General features: G+C 62.5%; 11 protein-coding genes and 1 pseudogene. 10 read left to right on the forward strand and 2 right to left on the reverse strand.

The window, feature by feature from the left end; genetic code table 11:
* Positions 1-25 precede the first annotated feature (25 nt).
* The 4 genes from NKI16_RS09550 to NKI16_RS09565 all read left to right on the forward strand — a co-directional run bounded on the left by NKI16_RS09550 (position 26) and on the right by NKI16_RS09565 (position 5,285).
* Entirely contained in the window at positions 26-1,357 is a 1,332-nt protein-coding gene (locus NKI16_RS09550; RefSeq protein WP_023676312.1) for a UDP-glucose dehydrogenase family protein, read from the forward strand.
* Between the two features lie 31 nt (positions 1,358-1,388).
* Positions 1,389-2,468 carry a glycosyltransferase gene (locus NKI16_RS09555; RefSeq protein WP_352568351.1) on the forward strand — a complete coding sequence of 360 codons (1,080 nt, stop codon included), beginning with the start codon at positions 1,389-1,391 and terminating at the stop codon, positions 2,466-2,468.
* A 70-nt stretch (positions 2,469-2,538) separates the two neighbouring features.
* Positions 2,539-3,825, forward strand: coding sequence for a glycosyltransferase (locus tag NKI16_RS09560; protein WP_352568350.1), 1,287 nt, complete (start codon positions 2,539-2,541; stop codon positions 3,823-3,825).
* Positions 3,822-5,285: a lipopolysaccharide biosynthesis protein gene (locus NKI16_RS09565; RefSeq protein WP_352568349.1), complete on the forward strand. Its 1,464-nt coding sequence runs from the start codon at positions 3,822-3,824 to the stop codon at positions 5,283-5,285. Before NKI16_RS09560 ends, NKI16_RS09565 begins: the two co-directional genes overlap by 4 nt.
* A gap of 222 nt (positions 5,286-5,507) precedes the next feature.
* Here the strand turns inward: NKI16_RS09565 and NKI16_RS09570 are convergent.
* Positions 5,508-6,560: pseudogene (locus NKI16_RS09570) on the reverse strand (polysaccharide pyruvyl transferase family protein); the annotation flags it as partial.
* A gap of 302 nt (positions 6,561-6,862) precedes the next feature.
* Here NKI16_RS09570 and NKI16_RS09575 point away from each other — a divergent pair.
* The 6 genes from NKI16_RS09575 to NKI16_RS09600 all read left to right on the forward strand — a co-directional run bounded on the left by NKI16_RS09575 (position 6,863) and on the right by NKI16_RS09600 (position 14,471).
* Positions 6,863-8,035, forward strand: coding sequence for a glycosyltransferase family protein (locus tag NKI16_RS09575; RefSeq protein WP_352568348.1), 1,173 nt, complete (start codon positions 6,863-6,865; stop codon positions 8,033-8,035).
* Between the two features lie 11 nt (positions 8,036-8,046).
* Complete coding sequence (locus tag NKI16_RS09580; RefSeq protein WP_352568347.1) at positions 8,047-9,039, forward strand: glycosyltransferase family 2 protein; 993 nt, start codon at positions 8,047-8,049, stop codon at positions 9,037-9,039.
* Positions 9,039-9,989 carry a glycosyltransferase family 2 protein gene (locus NKI16_RS09585; RefSeq protein ID WP_352623307.1) on the forward strand — a complete coding sequence of 317 codons (951 nt, stop codon included), beginning with the start codon at positions 9,039-9,041 and terminating at the stop codon, positions 9,987-9,989. Before NKI16_RS09580 ends, NKI16_RS09585 begins: the two co-directional genes overlap by 1 nt.
* Positions 9,979-10,929: a glycosyltransferase family 2 protein gene (locus NKI16_RS09590; protein ID WP_352568345.1), complete on the forward strand. Its 951-nt coding sequence runs from the start codon at positions 9,979-9,981 to the stop codon at positions 10,927-10,929. The genes NKI16_RS09585 and NKI16_RS09590 overlap by 11 nt, the downstream gene beginning before the upstream one ends.
* A gap of 75 nt (positions 10,930-11,004) precedes the next feature.
* Positions 11,005-11,901 carry a UTP--glucose-1-phosphate uridylyltransferase GalU gene (galU, locus tag NKI16_RS09595; RefSeq protein WP_352568344.1) on the forward strand — a complete coding sequence of 299 codons (897 nt, stop codon included), beginning with the start codon at positions 11,005-11,007 and terminating at the stop codon, positions 11,899-11,901.
* Positions 11,902-12,050: 149 nt separating this feature from the next.
* Complete coding sequence (locus NKI16_RS09600) at positions 12,051-14,471, forward strand: polysaccharide biosynthesis tyrosine autokinase (protein WP_352568343.1); 2,421 nt, start codon at positions 12,051-12,053, stop codon at positions 14,469-14,471.
* Between the two features lie 15 nt (positions 14,472-14,486).
* Here NKI16_RS09600 and NKI16_RS09605 read toward each other — a convergent pair whose 3' ends face one another.
* Entirely contained in the window at positions 14,487-15,188 is a 702-nt protein-coding gene (locus tag NKI16_RS09605; protein WP_352568342.1) for a metallophosphoesterase family protein, read from the reverse strand.
* Positions 15,189-15,363: the final 175 nt, after the last annotated feature.

Below are 15,363 nucleotides of genomic sequence, written 5' to 3' on the forward strand. Positions count from 1 at the left end.
AAACCTTGAACAGGAATGAAACCGAATGAATTTGACTGTCTTTGGAATCGGCTATGTCGGTCTTGTACAGGCGGCGGTGCTTGCCGAAGTCGGCCATCAGGTGGTCTGCGTCGACATCGATGCAAAAAAGGTCGAGCGGCTCAACCAGGGTCATGTCCCGATCTTCGAGCCTGGGCTCGAAAGCATGGTCAAGGAGAACCATGCCGCCGGCCGCATCAAGTTCACCACCGACGCCGCCGCGGCGATCAAGCATGGCCAGATCCAGATGATCGCCGTCGGCACGCCGCCGGGCGAGGATGGTTCGGCCGACCTCAAATATGTGCTGGCCGTCGCCGAGGCCATCGGTCGTGAGATGGACGAGCCCAAGATCGTCGTCGGCAAGTCGACCGTGCCCGTCGGCACCTGCGAAAGGATAAAGGCCAGGATCGCCGCAACGCTGAAGGCGCGCGGGCGCGAGGATCTGGCTTTCGACGTCGCCTCCAATCCGGAATTCCTCAAGGAAGGGTCCGCTGTGAGCGACTGCATGAAGCCCGACCGGATCATCGTCGGCACCAGCAACGAGGACACCGAGGCGGTGATGCGCGAGCTCTACGCGCCGTTCAACCGCAACCACGAAAAGATGATCGTGATGGATGTGCGCAGTGCCGAGTTCACCAAATACGCGGCCAATTGCATGCTGGCGACCAAGATCAGCTTCATGAACGAAATGGCCAACCTAGCCGAGCAACTGGGTGCCGACATCGAGGAGGTCCGCAAGGGCATCGGCAGCGACCCGCGGATCGGCTACCACTTCATCTATCCGGGCCTCGGCTATGGCGGCTCATGCTTCCCGAAGGATGTGCGTGCCCTGATCAAGACCGCCGAGGCCGTCAAGTTCGACGCCAAGCTGCTGCGTGCCGTCGAGGAGCGCAACAACCAGCAGAAGTCGGTCCTGTTCGAGAAGGTGGACCGCTATTTCAAGGGCAATCTCAAAGGCAAGACATTTGCGCTGTGGGGCTTGGCCTTCAAACCCAATACCGACGACATGCGCGAGGCCCCGGCCCGCACGCTGATGGAAGCGCTCTGGGCCGCTGGTGCCAATGTGCAGGCCTATGATCCGGAGGCGATGCAGGAATGCCAGGCGATCTACGGGCTGCGCGACGACCTGCAACTGTGCGGCACCAAGGAGGCCGCGCTGCGAGGCGCCGATGCGCTCTTGATCGTGACCGAGTGGAAAAGCTTCAGCGCGCCGTCTTTCGATGCGCTGAAGAACGCGCTGACCACGCCCGTCATCTTCGACGGACGCAATCTCTACGACCCCAAGGTCATCGCCCGCCACGGCATCGAATACCACAGCATCGGCAGAATGGCGGCGTGACGCTAGGGCGGTCCAGCAAGGAGCCAGGTCCATGAAAGTTCTGTTTGCGGGCGGCAACGGCTACACGCCGCAGTTCAGCGGTGGCGTTCAGTCGAGCACGCATCATCTGGTCGAGCAGCTGCGCGAGCACGGTCATGACGCCTCGGTTCTGGCGGCGCTGTTCGGTGACGGCATGTTCGGCTTCAAGGCGCGCGCCAAGATGAAGCTGCTTCGCCAGCGAGCGGTCATCGACAGCTATCCCGGCTATCCGGTCGTGCGGGCATGGTTTCCCTGGGAGGCGGCGCGCTTCGCGGTCGAACGGCTCGATCCCGATGTCGCCGTCGTGCAGTGCCACAAATCGGTGCCGATCGGAAAGGCGCTGCAGGCGCTCGGCGTGCCGCTGGTGGTCTATCTGCGGAACGTCGAATTCCACGAACTGGCCGGCGACCTGCGCGAATTGCATTCGGCGCTTTATATCGCCAACTCCGAATTCACTGCGCGCACCTATAAGGAAAGGTTCGGCATCGATTCGACCGTGATCCCGCCGACCATCAATCCCGGGCTCTACAGCACGCCGACCACCGGTGAATTCGTCACGCTGATCAATCCTTACAATGAAAAAGGGTTCGAACTCGCCGTGCGCATCGCCGGCCAATGCCCAGAAATTCCGTTCCTGTTCGTCGAAAGCTGGAAGCTCGACGACGACCATCGGGCGCAGATCGAACAGATCATCGCCCCGCTGCGCAACGTCAGGCTGGAAAGCCGCACCAGCGACATGAAGACCGTCTATGGCCGCACCAAGATTCTGCTGGCGCCCAGCAAATGGGAAGAAGCCTGGGGGCGGGTGGCATCCGAGGCCCATTGCAGCGGCATTCCAGTCGTCGGGTCCCGTCGCGGCGGCCTGCCGGAAGCGATTGGCGCCGGCGGCGTGGTGCTCGACTATGATGCACCGCTCGACGACTGGGTCGCCGCGGTCAGGCGACTATGGAGCGACAAGGCCGAGTACGATCGGCTGTCGGCGGCGGCGCAGCTGTTTTCGGAGCGGCCCCAAATGAACCCCGACAGCCAGTTCGCGACTTTTCTCGGCGTTCTCGACCGCGCCAGGCAAGGCGCGCTGGAGCGTGCCGCCTGATGCATTTCGTCCAAAGCCATGCACGTTGCCCAAAAGCCGGCTCTCGCGCCTGACCGGGGTGGGAGCTGCCTTGGGACAAAGACACGCACAACACCAGACGCTTGAGGCGCCTCGCACGGTGGCGACGGGCGTCAGCCCTCATCCGCGCGAGCAGATCGCCGACCGGCCTCGAAAGATCGTCCATCCGATGAAGATTTGCTTCGTAGTTGATAAGTTCCCCTCTTTGTCGGAGACCTTCGTCCTCGACCAGATAGAAGGGTGCCTCGAGCGCGGCATGCAAGTCGGCGTCGTCTGCAACGAGACGTCCTTCGGCAAGGACAGCAACATCGACGATCGCCGCTGGCAGGCTCTCCCTGGCAAGGTCGTCTGCTGGTGGGGCGGGCTGGGGCGCTTTCGCCCGACGCTCAGGAGATGGTCGGGCAGGTTCTGGGATAAGCTCTCGACCGCTATCGACATCGCTTTTGCGCGCAAATTGCAGAACGCCGATGTGATCGTCGCGCATTTCGGCAATAACGGCATGCGCGTCGCCCGCGCCATGAAACGAGGCCGGATTTCCGCTCCGCTGGTGACCATATTCCACGGCCGCGATGTCGGCGAACCGCTGCATGACAACACGCTCACGCGCTACAAGGTTGTCTTCGACAAGGGCGTTCTCCAGCTCCCGGTGAACGCGTTTTTCCGCGACGCCCTGATCGGCGTCGGAGCACCCCCGGCGCAAGTCATGGTTCACCATATGGGCGTGCGGCTCGGTGAGATCGGCTACCATTGGCGTTCCTGGGACCGGGACACGCTGTCCTTCATCTCGGTCTGCCGGCTGACCGAAAAGAAGGGCATCGAATTCGCCCTTCGCGCCCTCGCCAGCCTGCCGCGGCGCGACTGGGTCTATTCGGTGATTGGCGGCGGCGAATTGCTGGAAGAGTTGAAGAAGCTCGCCGCAAATCTCGGCATTGCCGACCGGGTGACTTTCCTCGGGCCGCGTCCGCACGCCGAGGTCAAGCAGTGCCTGCGCGATGCCCACGTATTCCTGCTGCCCAGCGTTGCCGCGCGAGACGGCGATCTCGAGGGTATTCCGGTGGCGCTGATGGAGGCTATGGCCGCCGGGCTGATCGTCGTCAGCACCTATCACTCGGGCATTCCCGAACTGATCGAGGATCAGGAGACAGGCTTCCTCGCACCGGAGCGAGACGTTGCGGCGTTGGCCCGCAAGCTTGTCTGGGTGGCCGAGAACCCGGACAAATGCGAGCGCATCGCACGTGCGGCGCGCCGCAAGATCGAGCAGGATTTCAACGCGGACGTACTCAACGAACGTTTTGCGCAGATCGTTGCCCAGCTGGCCGAAGCCAGGCAGCCGGCATGAACGCCAACCCGCCCCCCCAGTTCGGTCGCGTCGCCCTGCGCGGCGGCGTGGTGACGATCGGCGCGCAAGGCTTCAAGATGGCGATCCAGTTTCTCTCCGTCATCGTGCTTGCGCGTCTGCTCGTGCCCGAGGATTTCGGCCTGGTGGCTTCCGTCGGGCCGATCGTGGCCTTTGTCGGGCTGCTTCAAAACCTTGGCCTGCAGCAGGCCGTGGTCCAGCGCAAGGATATCAGCACCGAGCAGCTCAACCAGGTATTCTGGATCAGTGCGCTGGTGGGGCTGGGCAGTGCCGTGGTGGTTGCATGCCTGGCGCCCGCCATCGCTGCCTTCTATGGCGATCAACGCATGGTCGGGATCACCATCGGCTCTGCCTTGCCGCTGCTGCTTGGCAGCCTCGCCGCGGTGCCGCTGGCGCTGATGAACCGTCACTTGCGCTTTGGCCAGCTCGCGCTGAACGACGTGATAACCGCTGCTGCCGGACTTGCGACTACCGCAATCGCCGCCTATGCGGGGCTGGGCTACTGGTCGCTGGTCATCGGCCCTGCGGTATCGGCTGTTGTCGCGCTGGCCGCGGCATGGCAGGTGGCGCGCTGGACGCCGTCGCGGCCGGACCTGAAGGTCGATACCGACATATTGTCCTTCGGCGCCAATCTGACCGGCTTCAATCTGGCCAACTTCTTCTCGCGCAATCTCGACAACATCCTGATCGGAAAATATTCGGGCGCGATCGAGCTCGGCTATTATGACCGCGCCTACAAGCTCCTGCTGTTTCCGCTGCAGAACATCAACCAGCCGCTGACACGCGTGATGGTGCCGCTGCTGAGCCGCATCCATGAGGACAAGGCGCGGTTTCGCGACATCTATGTGCGAACCAATTGGATGCTGGCGGCCATCACTATGCCCGGCATCGCGGCGCTGACGCTGACGTCGGACCAGGTCGTCGGGCTTCTCTTCGGCGAGCGCTGGACAGCGGTGGCGCCGATCTTCGCCTGGCTGGGCATCGCCAGCCTGATCCAGTCCGTCTCGAGCACCACCGGCTGGATCTTCATCTGCCAGGGCAAGACCAAGACCATGTTCCACTGGGGCATCTACTCGTCGCTGACGACGGTCGCCGCCTTCATCATCGGCCTGCACTGGGGCGCCGTCGGTGTCGCGGCGGCCTATGCGATCAGCGGCTATGTGCTGCGCGTCCCGGTGCTTGCCGTTCTTGTCCACCGGGTCGGCCCGGTGACCGCAGCCGACTTCCTGGTCATGCAGGGACTTTTCATCGCGTCGTCGCTGCTTGCCTGGTCCGTGTACCGCGAGTTGCCGGCATCGCTGACCGGCCAGTCAGACCTGCTCGCGGTGGTCCTGGCGGTTGCCCTCAATTATTCGATCGGCCTGGTCCTCATGCTTGCCCTTCGCCAGTCGCGCAGCGCCCTGTTCACCACGCTTTCCAGCGCCATGCGCAACGCCCGCTAGGCCGGCAATCACCGGCCTCAAAAGCTCACCTGCCGACATCGCCGACGCATGCTCCTCAAGCACTGCCTGAAGGCTCGTCCTGCGATAGAGGTCGAGATTGGCGGTAAGTCTGCCGAGCTTCTCGCTCGCTTCCTCGGGCGTCACCGTGTCGATGTCGAGCAGCAGGTCGGCGACGCCGATCCGCTTGGCGAGTTCCTTGGTCTTGAATTCATAGGCGATCGGCAGCACCGGCGTGCCGACGCAGAGCGACATGATCATCATGTGCATGCGCGTTGCGACAACGAAGTCGAAGCCTTTCACCAGTGCCATCAGTTGCTCCGGCGTGTGGAACGAAGCGTCCACGCTGACATGCTTGGCGATCTCCGGATCGAGTTCGGCAACGATAGCCCGCGCCGTCTTGGAATCATCATGGGCGTATTCCGGCACGCCCTGGCAGGTGGAGACGAAGGTGACCTCCTTGGCGTGGTCCCTGACCAGGATGGTCGCGATCGCGCGGATCGAGTCGATGTAGCGGCGCATGCCGCCCTCGCCGTCGCTGACATAGTTCCAGTGACGGACGGAAATGGCGACGCGGCCGGTGACGGTCGCCGACTGGCCGGAGGCCAGAATTTTTCCGATCCTGTCGGTGTCGGCCAGGGCAAAGACGGCGTCGGCCACGACGTGGCATTTGCCGGGGTCTTTCACCATGTCCACAATGTGGCCTCGCGAACGTTCGTCGCGCAGCAGGATGAGCGGGCTCCGATCGAAGATTGGGCTCAACTCCTGGCGATTGTAACTTTTGTTGAACGGGCCGAGCGATTGCGTGAAGAAGACGGGGTCCTTGCCCAGAATCGCGTCGATCCGGAATTGATTGAGTCGCCGTTCCAGATTGTAAGTCTCGACAAGATAGGTTCCGCCTGTCGTGACCACGAGGTCGGCGTCTTTGTAGATCTCGAGACCACGGCGATTGCTTGAGCTGAACAAACGCCCGAGAACGCCGCGGATGCCGAACCGCCGCAGGGCATTGAGGACGAGCCGATTGTAGATCGGCTTGAACAGGTTCTTCAGCCCGCTGCCGTATTTGTAGCGGAACAGCGATTCCGACAGCAGCTTGTGGAATTCGAGATCAGGATACTCTTTCTTCGTGTAGAGCCTCGCCGCCACCTCCGGCTGGCTGTCGAAGACGTAGAACTGGATATCGTCTTGCACGATCGTCTTGAAAACATGGCGGATCGCCAGGAGAATCGCTGCATCCCCGGTATTCAGGCAGACGGTGTTTTCAACCGCGATCTTCATGGAATGACCTCATTTCGTGAGTAGTCCCGTGCTTCCATCGACGGGTGCGAAGGGGCGGATTGCAGGCGGGTTGGCCGAAAATGCTGCACGCCAAGGATGGTCCTCGCGTCGTGATTATTGGCGCGCAGCCCGATGGCAGGCCAACGCGCGGTCCATGTGGCCCAAGCAGAGCGAGATTAACCCATCGATTTTGCAGTGCAACAAAAAACGGGGATCTTTGCTACGCTGCAACCAAAAATGTTGCGATGCAGCAAGAGCTGTACTAGCATTGTCGCGGGCGGGCCAACAGCGGTCGAGTTTTCATGCTGCATGTCTTGTACTTGGTACACGACGTCTCCGACCCGGCAGTGCGCCGGCGGATCATAATGCTCAAGGCAGGCGGCGCCCAGGTTACGCTGGCGGGCTTTCGTCGTACGGCAAGCGCAGTTGCTGATGTCGAGGGCTTGCAGCCGATCGATCTCGGCCCGACTCGTGATGGCCGATTCGCCCAACGTCTGGCCGCGATCATGAAGGCAGTCGTCTCGACCGGCTCGAAGCTGGGCTCAATGCCACGGCCCGACCTCATTATCGCGCGCAATCTGGAAATGCTGGCGCTTGCCCGCCGCGCCAGGTCGGCTTTCCAGGCAACGGTGCCGATCGTCTACGAGTGCCTGGATATCCATCGCCTGCTGCTTCGCGACGATCCGCTGGGCTGGGCGATGCGCGGCGCAGAACGCTTCCTGGCCAGGGATGTGAAGCTTCTGGTGACCAGCTCTCCGGCCTTCATCGCCAACTATTTCAAGCCGTTCGGACAGATTGCCGCCCCGGTCGAACTGCTCGAAAACAAGTATTTCGAGCCAGCCGCGGCCTCGCTGGATGACCGCGCGGCGCCGGAGAACCCCGTAGCGCCGCCTTGGCGGATCGGCTGGTTCGGGGCGCTTCGCTGCCGTCGCTCCCTGGAGCTTCTGGCCGAATTTTCGCGCCGCCTCGACGGCCGCTTTGAAATCGTCCTCAGGGGCCGGCCGGCGCTGTCCGAATTTCCCGATTTCCACGGTTTCGTCGAATCGGAACCCTGGCTCTCGTTTGGCGGGCCCTACCGCAATCCCGAGGATATGGCGGCGATCTATCGCGAGGTCCACTTTTCCTGGGCCATCGACTTTTTTGAGCAGGGCCTGAACTCCGAATGGCTGCTGCCCAATCGGCTCTATGAGGGCTGCCGCTTCGGAGCCGTGCCGATTTCGATGGGAGCCACCGAAACCGGCCGGTTCCTTGACCGGCAAGGCATAGGGGTTCTTTTGCCAGAAGCCACGCCCGAGGCGCTCGAAGCCGCCGTCGGCACGATGGAGCAGCATCGGTTCGAGACATTGAGGGCGCGTGTTCTCGCCCGCAATCCGCGCATATGGAGCTACGACCGCGCCGATTGCCGGGCGCTCGTCGAAAAGCTCCGCGGGCTGACTGCGGCTCCCGGTCCATATGCTGCCGAAGCATTGGCATAGAAGGACTGCCGATGACGCAAACCGAAATTCCATCCTGCATGATCGTGGTTCCGTGCCTGAACGAAGCAGCCCATATCGGCGCGTTGCTTCGAGAGCTCCGCCCTGCGGCCGAGAGGCTGGGCGCCGTGATCATCGTTGCCGATGGCGGCAGCACGGACGGCACCAGGACGATCGTCGCGGACATCGCCGCAAAAGATCAGCGGGTGATCCTGCTGCACAATGAAAAGCGCTTGCAGAGCGCGGCAATCAATCTCGCCGTCGCCAGGTTCGGGGAAGGCGTCGACTATCTCATTCGCATCGACGCGCATGGCGGCTATCCTACGGATTATTGCGACCGGCTGGTCGAAGAAGCGCAGGCCACCGGTGCGGATTCGGTCGTCGTCTCGATGCTGACCAGTGGCAGCGGCATGGTTCAGAAAGCAGCGGCAGCGGCGCAGAACTCCAGGCTCGGCACCGGCGGCTCCAAGCACCGGCATCTTTCGGCGGGGGAATGGGTCGATCATGGCCACCACGCACTGATACGGATATCGGCCTTCACCGCGGTCGGCGGCTATGACGAAACCTTCAGCCACAATGAGGATGCCGAACTCGACTATCGGCTCCGCCAGGCCGGCTACCGCATCTGGATGACCGGCAAGACGCAAATGGTCTACTACCCGCGCTCCTCGCTGAAGGGCCTCTATTTTCAATATCTCGGCTATGGCCGTGGCCGGGCGAAGAACGTTCTCAAGCACCGCATGATCCCGAAGATCCGGCAGATGGTGCCGCTTCTGGTGTTCCCCGTGGTTCTTCTCGCCGCCTTTTCCTTCGTCCACTGGCTGGCGGCCGTGCCGCTTTTGCTATGGGCGTCGGTCTGCCTCGGCTACGGCTTTTGGACCGCCGTCAGCCAGCGCAAAGCCGACATTGCGCTTGCCGGGGTCTCGGCAATGGTCATGCATTTCGGCTGGTCGGTCGGTTTCTGGCTGCAACTGCTCGCACCGCGACCGCAGCGCGGGGTGGCGTGATGGACCCCCTCAGGAAAAATCGAAGCATCGATATCTGCGTCTGCACATTCCGCCGGCCGGAGCTTGCCGACACGCTTCGCTCCATAGCGGTCATGGACATGCCCGCGGGGTTCGACGTCGGTATCGTCATCGCCGACAACGACGATACGCCGACGGCCGGAACGCTGGTCGCCAAGCTGGCGGGGGAGTTGAAGCTGCCGGTGACCTACCGGCACGCCCCGGCCCGCAACATCTCGATCGCGCGCAACGCTTGCCTCGATACCAGTGCGGCGGATTTCGTCGCCTTTATCGACGACGACGAGACGGCCACCGCTGGCTGGCTTGCCGAACTGGTGGCGACGGCGGAAGCAACAGGTGCTGCGACGGTGCTTGGGCCGGTGCAAGCCCGTTACCTGCCGGATGCGCCCGCCTGGATGCGCAAAGGCGATTTCCACTCGACCTTGCCGGTCTGGGTGAGCGGCGAAATCCGCACCGGCTACACCTGCAACGTCCTGCTCAGGATTGGCGCTGAGAGCCTGCGCGGCCGGCGCTTCAGCCTGGCACGTGGCCAGACCGGCGGCGAAGATACGGAATTTTTCGACCAGATGGTCAAGTCCGGCGGCCGCATCGCCTTTTCGCCGGAGGCTTGGGTCTACGAAGCGGTGCCACCTGCCAGGGCGGCATTCGACTGGCTCGGCCGCCGCCGGTTCCGCGTTGGGCAGACGCACGGTCATCTTCTGGGGCGCAACGCACACGGCCTTGCCCGGCTCAAGCAGGTCGGCATTGCCGCGGCAAAGGCCGCCTACAGTTTCCTGTCGGCAATTCCGGTCGCCATCGACCCCGTACGTCGGAACCGCAGCCTGCTTCGCGGCATTATGCATGTCGGCGTCGTCAGCGGCCTCGTCGGGGTTCGTGAAATCCGCCAATACGGCCTGTCTTCGCCGCAGCAAGGGGGCAAGCGTGCAGCCTGACGTGAGCTTCGTGATTGCCGCCTACAATGCCGAGGCGACCATCGATCGGGCGATTGCCAGCGCCGTCGCCCAGCGCAATATCAGCGTCGAGGTCATCGTCGTCGACGACAAGTCGCGCGACCGGACGCTCGACCTGGCGAGATCGTACCCCGAAGACATCGTACGCGTTGTCGCGCTTGAGCAAAACCGTGGCCCCGGCGGCGCCAGGAATGCCGGCCTTGAGCTTGCACGCGGCAGGTGGGTCGCGGTCCTCGATTCCGACGACGCGGTCTATCCCGGGCGACTCTGCACCATGATCGAACGCGCGGAGAAAGCGGGCGCCGAGATCGCGGTCGATAATCTGCAGGTCGTTCGCGAGGATGGCGTTGCCGAAGAGACGATGTTCCCGGCCGACTATCTGGAAGGCCTCGGTTCAATCTCGCTGGCGGATTTCATCGGCGGCAATGTCCTCTTCGAATCGAGGTTCAATCTCGGCTACCTCAAGCCGATCTTCCAGCGCCGGTTCCTGAACGAGAACGGGCTTCGTTACGATGAAAGCCTGATCATTGGCGAAGACTATATCCTCCTGGCCAGTGCTCTGGCTAAAGGCGGCAATTGCGTGGTCGAGCCGACGACGGGCTATATCTACCACATTCGCACCGGTTCCATCTCCCGGGTGCTCGAACTTCATCACGTCGAGGCGATGCGCAGGGCCGATGCCACCTTCGCCGCGACCCATTCCATGGATGCTGCGGCCGAGGCGGCGTTCGCCAGGCGCGCTCGCAGCCTGCGCCGGGCGGCATCATTCCTGTCGCTGGTCCAGCACATCAAGGCGCGGTCCCCGCTCAAGGCGATATGGACGGCGCTCAGCGATCCGGCGGCGGTTCGGCATATGAGCATGCCGATCGCCGTCCGGCTGCGAAGGGTAGCGGCACAGTTTGCCGTGGTGGCGGGGAGGTGAAGGGCTGCAGGTGAATGAAGACAGTTTCGCCGCCTGCGACAGGGTTGAAATCGATCTCCTCAGAAGGAACATGCAATGAAAAAAGTCAGGAAGGCAGTCATACCGGTGGCGGGGCTCGGAACGCGGTTCCTGCCGGCGACCAAGTCCATGCCGAAGGAAATGCTGCCGGTGGTCGACAGGCCTGTCGTGCAATATGCGGTTGACGAGGCGTTCGAGGCCGGCATCGAGCACATCGTCTTCGTCACCGGCCGCAACAAGGCGGTGATCGAGGACTATTTCGACCTACATCCTGAACTGACCGGAACCCTGGAGCAGAGCGGCAAGAAGGCGCAACTCGAATCGCTTGAAAGCCTGCTTCCCGTCGCCGGCGCGACGAGCTTCATCCGCCAGCAGTCGCCGCAAGGCCTCGGCCATGCCGTCTGGTGCGCGCGCGAAGTCATCGGTGACGAGCCCTTCGCATTGCTTTTGCCGGACATGGTGTCCTTCGGCGGGCGCGGGTGTCTCGCCGAGGTCGCCGATCTTTATGCGCAGACTGGCGCAAACGTTATCGCCGTCGAGCGTTGCGATCCGACCGAGACCAGCAAATACGGCATTGTCGGGCGCGGCGCTGATGTCGGCACGGGCTTCGAGGTGACGGCCATGGTCGAAAAGCCGGCTCCTGCCAACGCGCCGTCGAACTTCTACATCAACGGCCGCTACATCCTGCAGCCCGAGATATTCTCGTTGCTGGCCAGCCAGCAGCGCGGCGCCGGCAACGAAATACAACTGACCGACGCAATGGTGCGTCTCGCACAGACCCAGGCCTTCTTCGCCCAGCCTTTCGACGGCCGCATGTTCGACTGCGGTTCGAAGGAGGGCTTCATCCAGGCCAATGTCGCTTTCGCGCTGGCGCGGGAGGACATGAAGGGCCCGATCTTCGAGATGCTGCAGGAATTCGTACGGTCGCATCAGCGTCGGGAAGAAGCCGCATAATGTCCATTTTTTCGAGGCATTGTGGGTGCGGCTGATGACGCAGGACAGGCCGTTGCGCCGCGCGCGACGCGCACTGTCCGGCGCAAGGTTTGCACCCTATGTCCCGACCTTCGAGGCGGTAGCGCCTGCAAACTAGAATTGGACCGAAGATGAACTATGCCAATTTTCCTGTCGACAAGAGGACGCCATTGCCGGCTTCTAATGCGGCAAACGCCGAAGACTTCATCGACATCGAGCGCCTGCTTGGCATGGCCGCGCGGCAGGCGAAAGTGGTTGCCGCCTGCGCCGTCATCGGTCTCTTTCTCGGCGTGCTCTATTTGCAGACGACGCCTCCTACCTATGTGGCGACGAGCAGCGTGCTGATCGACGAAGGATTGAACAAGGTCGTCGACGACATTTCGGCGGCGTCGGTCAGCATGCAGACCGACTCCGCCGTTCTGAGCCAGATCGAAATACTACAGTCGGCCAGGCTGGCTGGGGTGGTCGTCGACAAGCTGAAGCTCGATCAGAACGACGCTTTCATGAACCCTCCGACATCGGCCCTGTCGAAGGTTGCTGGCTTTGTGCGCGGTATCATCCAGTCTGTCCGCCCCAAGCGCGCCGCTAGCACAACCGATGTCACTCAGCTTGATGCTGCGACGCGTGACGCGATCACCGCATCGTCGTCGCCCCGCGACTATGCAATCTTCAAACTGCAGAACCAACTCGACGCCGAGCGGATCGGCCGAAGCTTTGTCATCAGCATCTCCTTCCAGGCGACGGATCCGGCGCTTGCGACCGCCATCACCAAGGCCTATGCCGACGCCTATCTCGCCGATCAGCTCGATGCCAGCTTCGACGCGACCGAGCGGGCGGCGGTCTGGCTGCAAGGCCGGCTGACCGAGCTTCGTGAGAGCTCCCAGGCGGCCGCATTAGCGGTCGAAAAGTTCAGGGCCGAACACGGATTGGCCGTCAATGACGGCCAGCTGATCAGCGACAAGCAATTGTCCGATCTCAACACCCAGCTGATCGTCGCGCAGGCCGATACCGCACGTGCCGGCGCCCGCTATCAGCAGTACAAGTCGATCGTCGAAAGCGGCTCGGACAATGCATTCAAGGACGCCGCGATATCGAACGACCAGCCGAGCAGCTCCGTCATCACGACGCTGAAGAACCGCTATCTCACCGTCGCCAAGCGGCAGCAGGACGTCGAAGCCAATTTCGGCCCGCAACATCCGCAGGCCGTCGCGCTCGCCAAGGAGAAGGCCGACATATCGGCGCAGATTTTCGGCGAGCTGAAGCAACTGACCGAAAGCTACCGTAACGAATACGAGGTCGCTCTGGCGCGCGAAACCGCGCTCCGCGCAAATGTCGCCTTGGCGGCTGGCAAGAGCTCCATCGACAACCAGTCGCAGGTCAAGCTGCGTGAGCTGGACCAAAAGGCGACGGCGCTGTCGACGCTCTACCAGACGTTCCTGAACCGCTATGAGGAGGCCGCCCAGCAGCAATCCTTCCCGGTCGGCAAGATCCGGGTCATCTCGGACGCGACGATGCCGCAGTCGGCCGCAACCCCGCGCACGGCCATCGTGCTGGGGCTTTCGCTGGCGCTTGGCATAATGATGGGCGCAGGGGTTGGTGGCCTGAATGAATTCAGGGAACGCTTCTTCAGGACCGGCGAGGATGTGCGCGACCGTGTCGGCCTCAAATTCCTCGGCTACCTGCCGGTCATCGGCAAGGCTGGCAAGGATGACCAGCGCAATGGCGGTCAGCCTGACGTCAAAGTCGTTGAATCCAAGACCGCCAAGTCCTCCAAATCCCAGCCCTCCAAAACATTGTCGGCAGCCGAAAAACGTGCGCGGATGCGGGTAACCGTCGATGCACCGGCATCGATGTTCTCAGAGACGCTGCGCAACGCCAAGATCGCCTTCGACGTCGTCATGGAGGGCCAGGGCAGCCGGGTCATCGGCGTGGTCTCGGTGCTTCCCGGCGAAGGCAAGTCGACGGTGGCGGCCAATCTTGCCGGGTTGCTTGCCGTCAACGGATCGAAAACGCTGCTGATCGACGGCGACCTGCGCAATCCCGGCCTCAGCCGCAGCCTCGGTATGGAGGCCGAGCAGGGCCTGATGGAAGCTGTGGTGAGCGGGCAGACATGGCAGTCGGTCGGCAAGATCGACCGGCAGACCAAGCTGGCTATCATCCCGGCCGTCCTGCGTGGCCAGTTTTCGCATACCAGCGAGCTTCTGTCTTCAGCCGGCATGCGGCGTTTCATCGATAACGCCAAGGAAACCTTCGAATACATCATCGTCGATCTGCCGCCGCTCGGGCCTGTCGTCGACGCCAAGGCCTTCGCTCCGCTTGTCGACGGCTTCGTGCTGGTCACCGAGTGGGGACGCACGCCGCGTGCGATGGTGCAATCCATGCTCAGCTCGGAGCCCTACATCGCCAAGAAGATCATTGGCGCGGTGCTGAACAAGGTCGAACTGAAGAAGCTGGCCAAATATGGCGCGATCGGCGGCTCGGAAAAATTCTTCGACAAATATTCGAGCTACTATCTGGAAAAATCGGAAGCGCGCACCAAGGCAGCCGCCTGAGCGACGACATCGCGCTCAGGAAAATATCAACCTGGCGCGGTTGTCGATGATCCTGAGGGCGGTCAGCTGGCCGGTTTGGAAGGCGCCGGTGTCTATGCCAAGCCGGCGTCCCTCGAGCTTCGGAGTGTCGACCGGCGTATGTCCGTGCACGACATAGCGGTCGAGAAGATGCGTAGCGTCGAAGAAGTCCGAACGGATATTCAGCAGGTCGTCCTCGTCCTGCGCGGCGAGGTCGATGCCGGGCCTGATGCCGGCATGGACGAACACGAATTTCGCCGAACAGACCATGACCGGCAGCGCACGCATGAAACTGACGTGGTCGGCGGGGATGATCTCCCGAATGCGCCTGTCGACCTCCTCGCTTGAACCGTAGAGATCGGCCATGCGCTCCGGGTCGACGCCGTAGGAAAACAGCGTTTGCAGGCCGCCTATTGCCAGCCACGACTCTCTCGAAATGATCCCGTCGAGATAGTTCAGCATCACGACTTCGTGGTTGCCGGCAAGGCAGATGCGCTGGAAATCATGGAGCGGCGGCGCCAGCAGATGATCGAGCACACGCGCCGACTGGGGTCCACGATCGACGTAGTCGCCAAGCATGATGATGAGCTTGCGCCCTTCGAAGGGCGCCGAATCGAGCAGGATCTTCTGCTCCAGGGCGCGGAGTTCCTTGTAGCAGCCATGCACGTCGCCGATCGCATAGACGACTGCGCCCCGCATATCGATCTCCAGCCGCTGGCGTGCCGCGGCCTGGGGCTTTCTCGATCGCTGGAACAGGGTCACGTATGGCATCTCGCATGGCTGTGGGTGCGTCTCGATTCCGAAACAACATGACGACACCGCGCGTGGATACCACGTCCGGCGCCGGTCGTTCCATACCGGAGCTTCGGACGCA

Source organism: Mesorhizobium sp. M0698 (assembly GCF_040320455.1).
Classification (GTDB): domain Bacteria; phylum Pseudomonadota; class Alphaproteobacteria; order Rhizobiales; family Rhizobiaceae; genus Mesorhizobium.

Bases quoted from the DNA above. Each gene is read 5' to 3' on its own strand.
- NKI16_RS09605 (WP_352568342.1), bottom strand. From the start codon at position 15,188: ATGCGGGGCGCAGTCGTCTATGCGATCGGCGACGTGCATGGCTGCTAC.
- NKI16_RS09555 (WP_352568351.1), top strand. From the start codon at position 1,389: ATGAAAGTTCTGTTTGCGGGCGGCAACGGCTACACGCCGCAGTTCAGC.
- NKI16_RS09585 (WP_352623307.1), top strand. From the start codon at position 9,039: ATGGACCCCCTCAGGAAAAATCGAAGCATCGATATCTGCGTCTGCACA.
- NKI16_RS09550 (WP_023676312.1), top strand. From the start codon at position 26: ATGAATTTGACTGTCTTTGGAATCGGCTATGTCGGTCTTGTACAGGCG.
- NKI16_RS09575 (WP_352568348.1), top strand. From the start codon at position 6,863: ATGCTGCATGTCTTGTACTTGGTACACGACGTCTCCGACCCGGCAGTG.
- NKI16_RS09600 (WP_352568343.1), top strand. From the start codon at position 12,051: ATGAACTATGCCAATTTTCCTGTCGACAAGAGGACGCCATTGCCGGCT.
- NKI16_RS09565 (WP_352568349.1), top strand. From the start codon at position 3,822: ATGAACGCCAACCCGCCCCCCCAGTTCGGTCGCGTCGCCCTGCGCGGC.
- galU (WP_352568344.1), top strand. From the start codon at position 11,005: ATGAAAAAAGTCAGGAAGGCAGTCATACCGGTGGCGGGGCTCGGAACG.
- NKI16_RS09580 (WP_352568347.1), top strand. From the start codon at position 8,047: ATGACGCAAACCGAAATTCCATCCTGCATGATCGTGGTTCCGTGCCTG.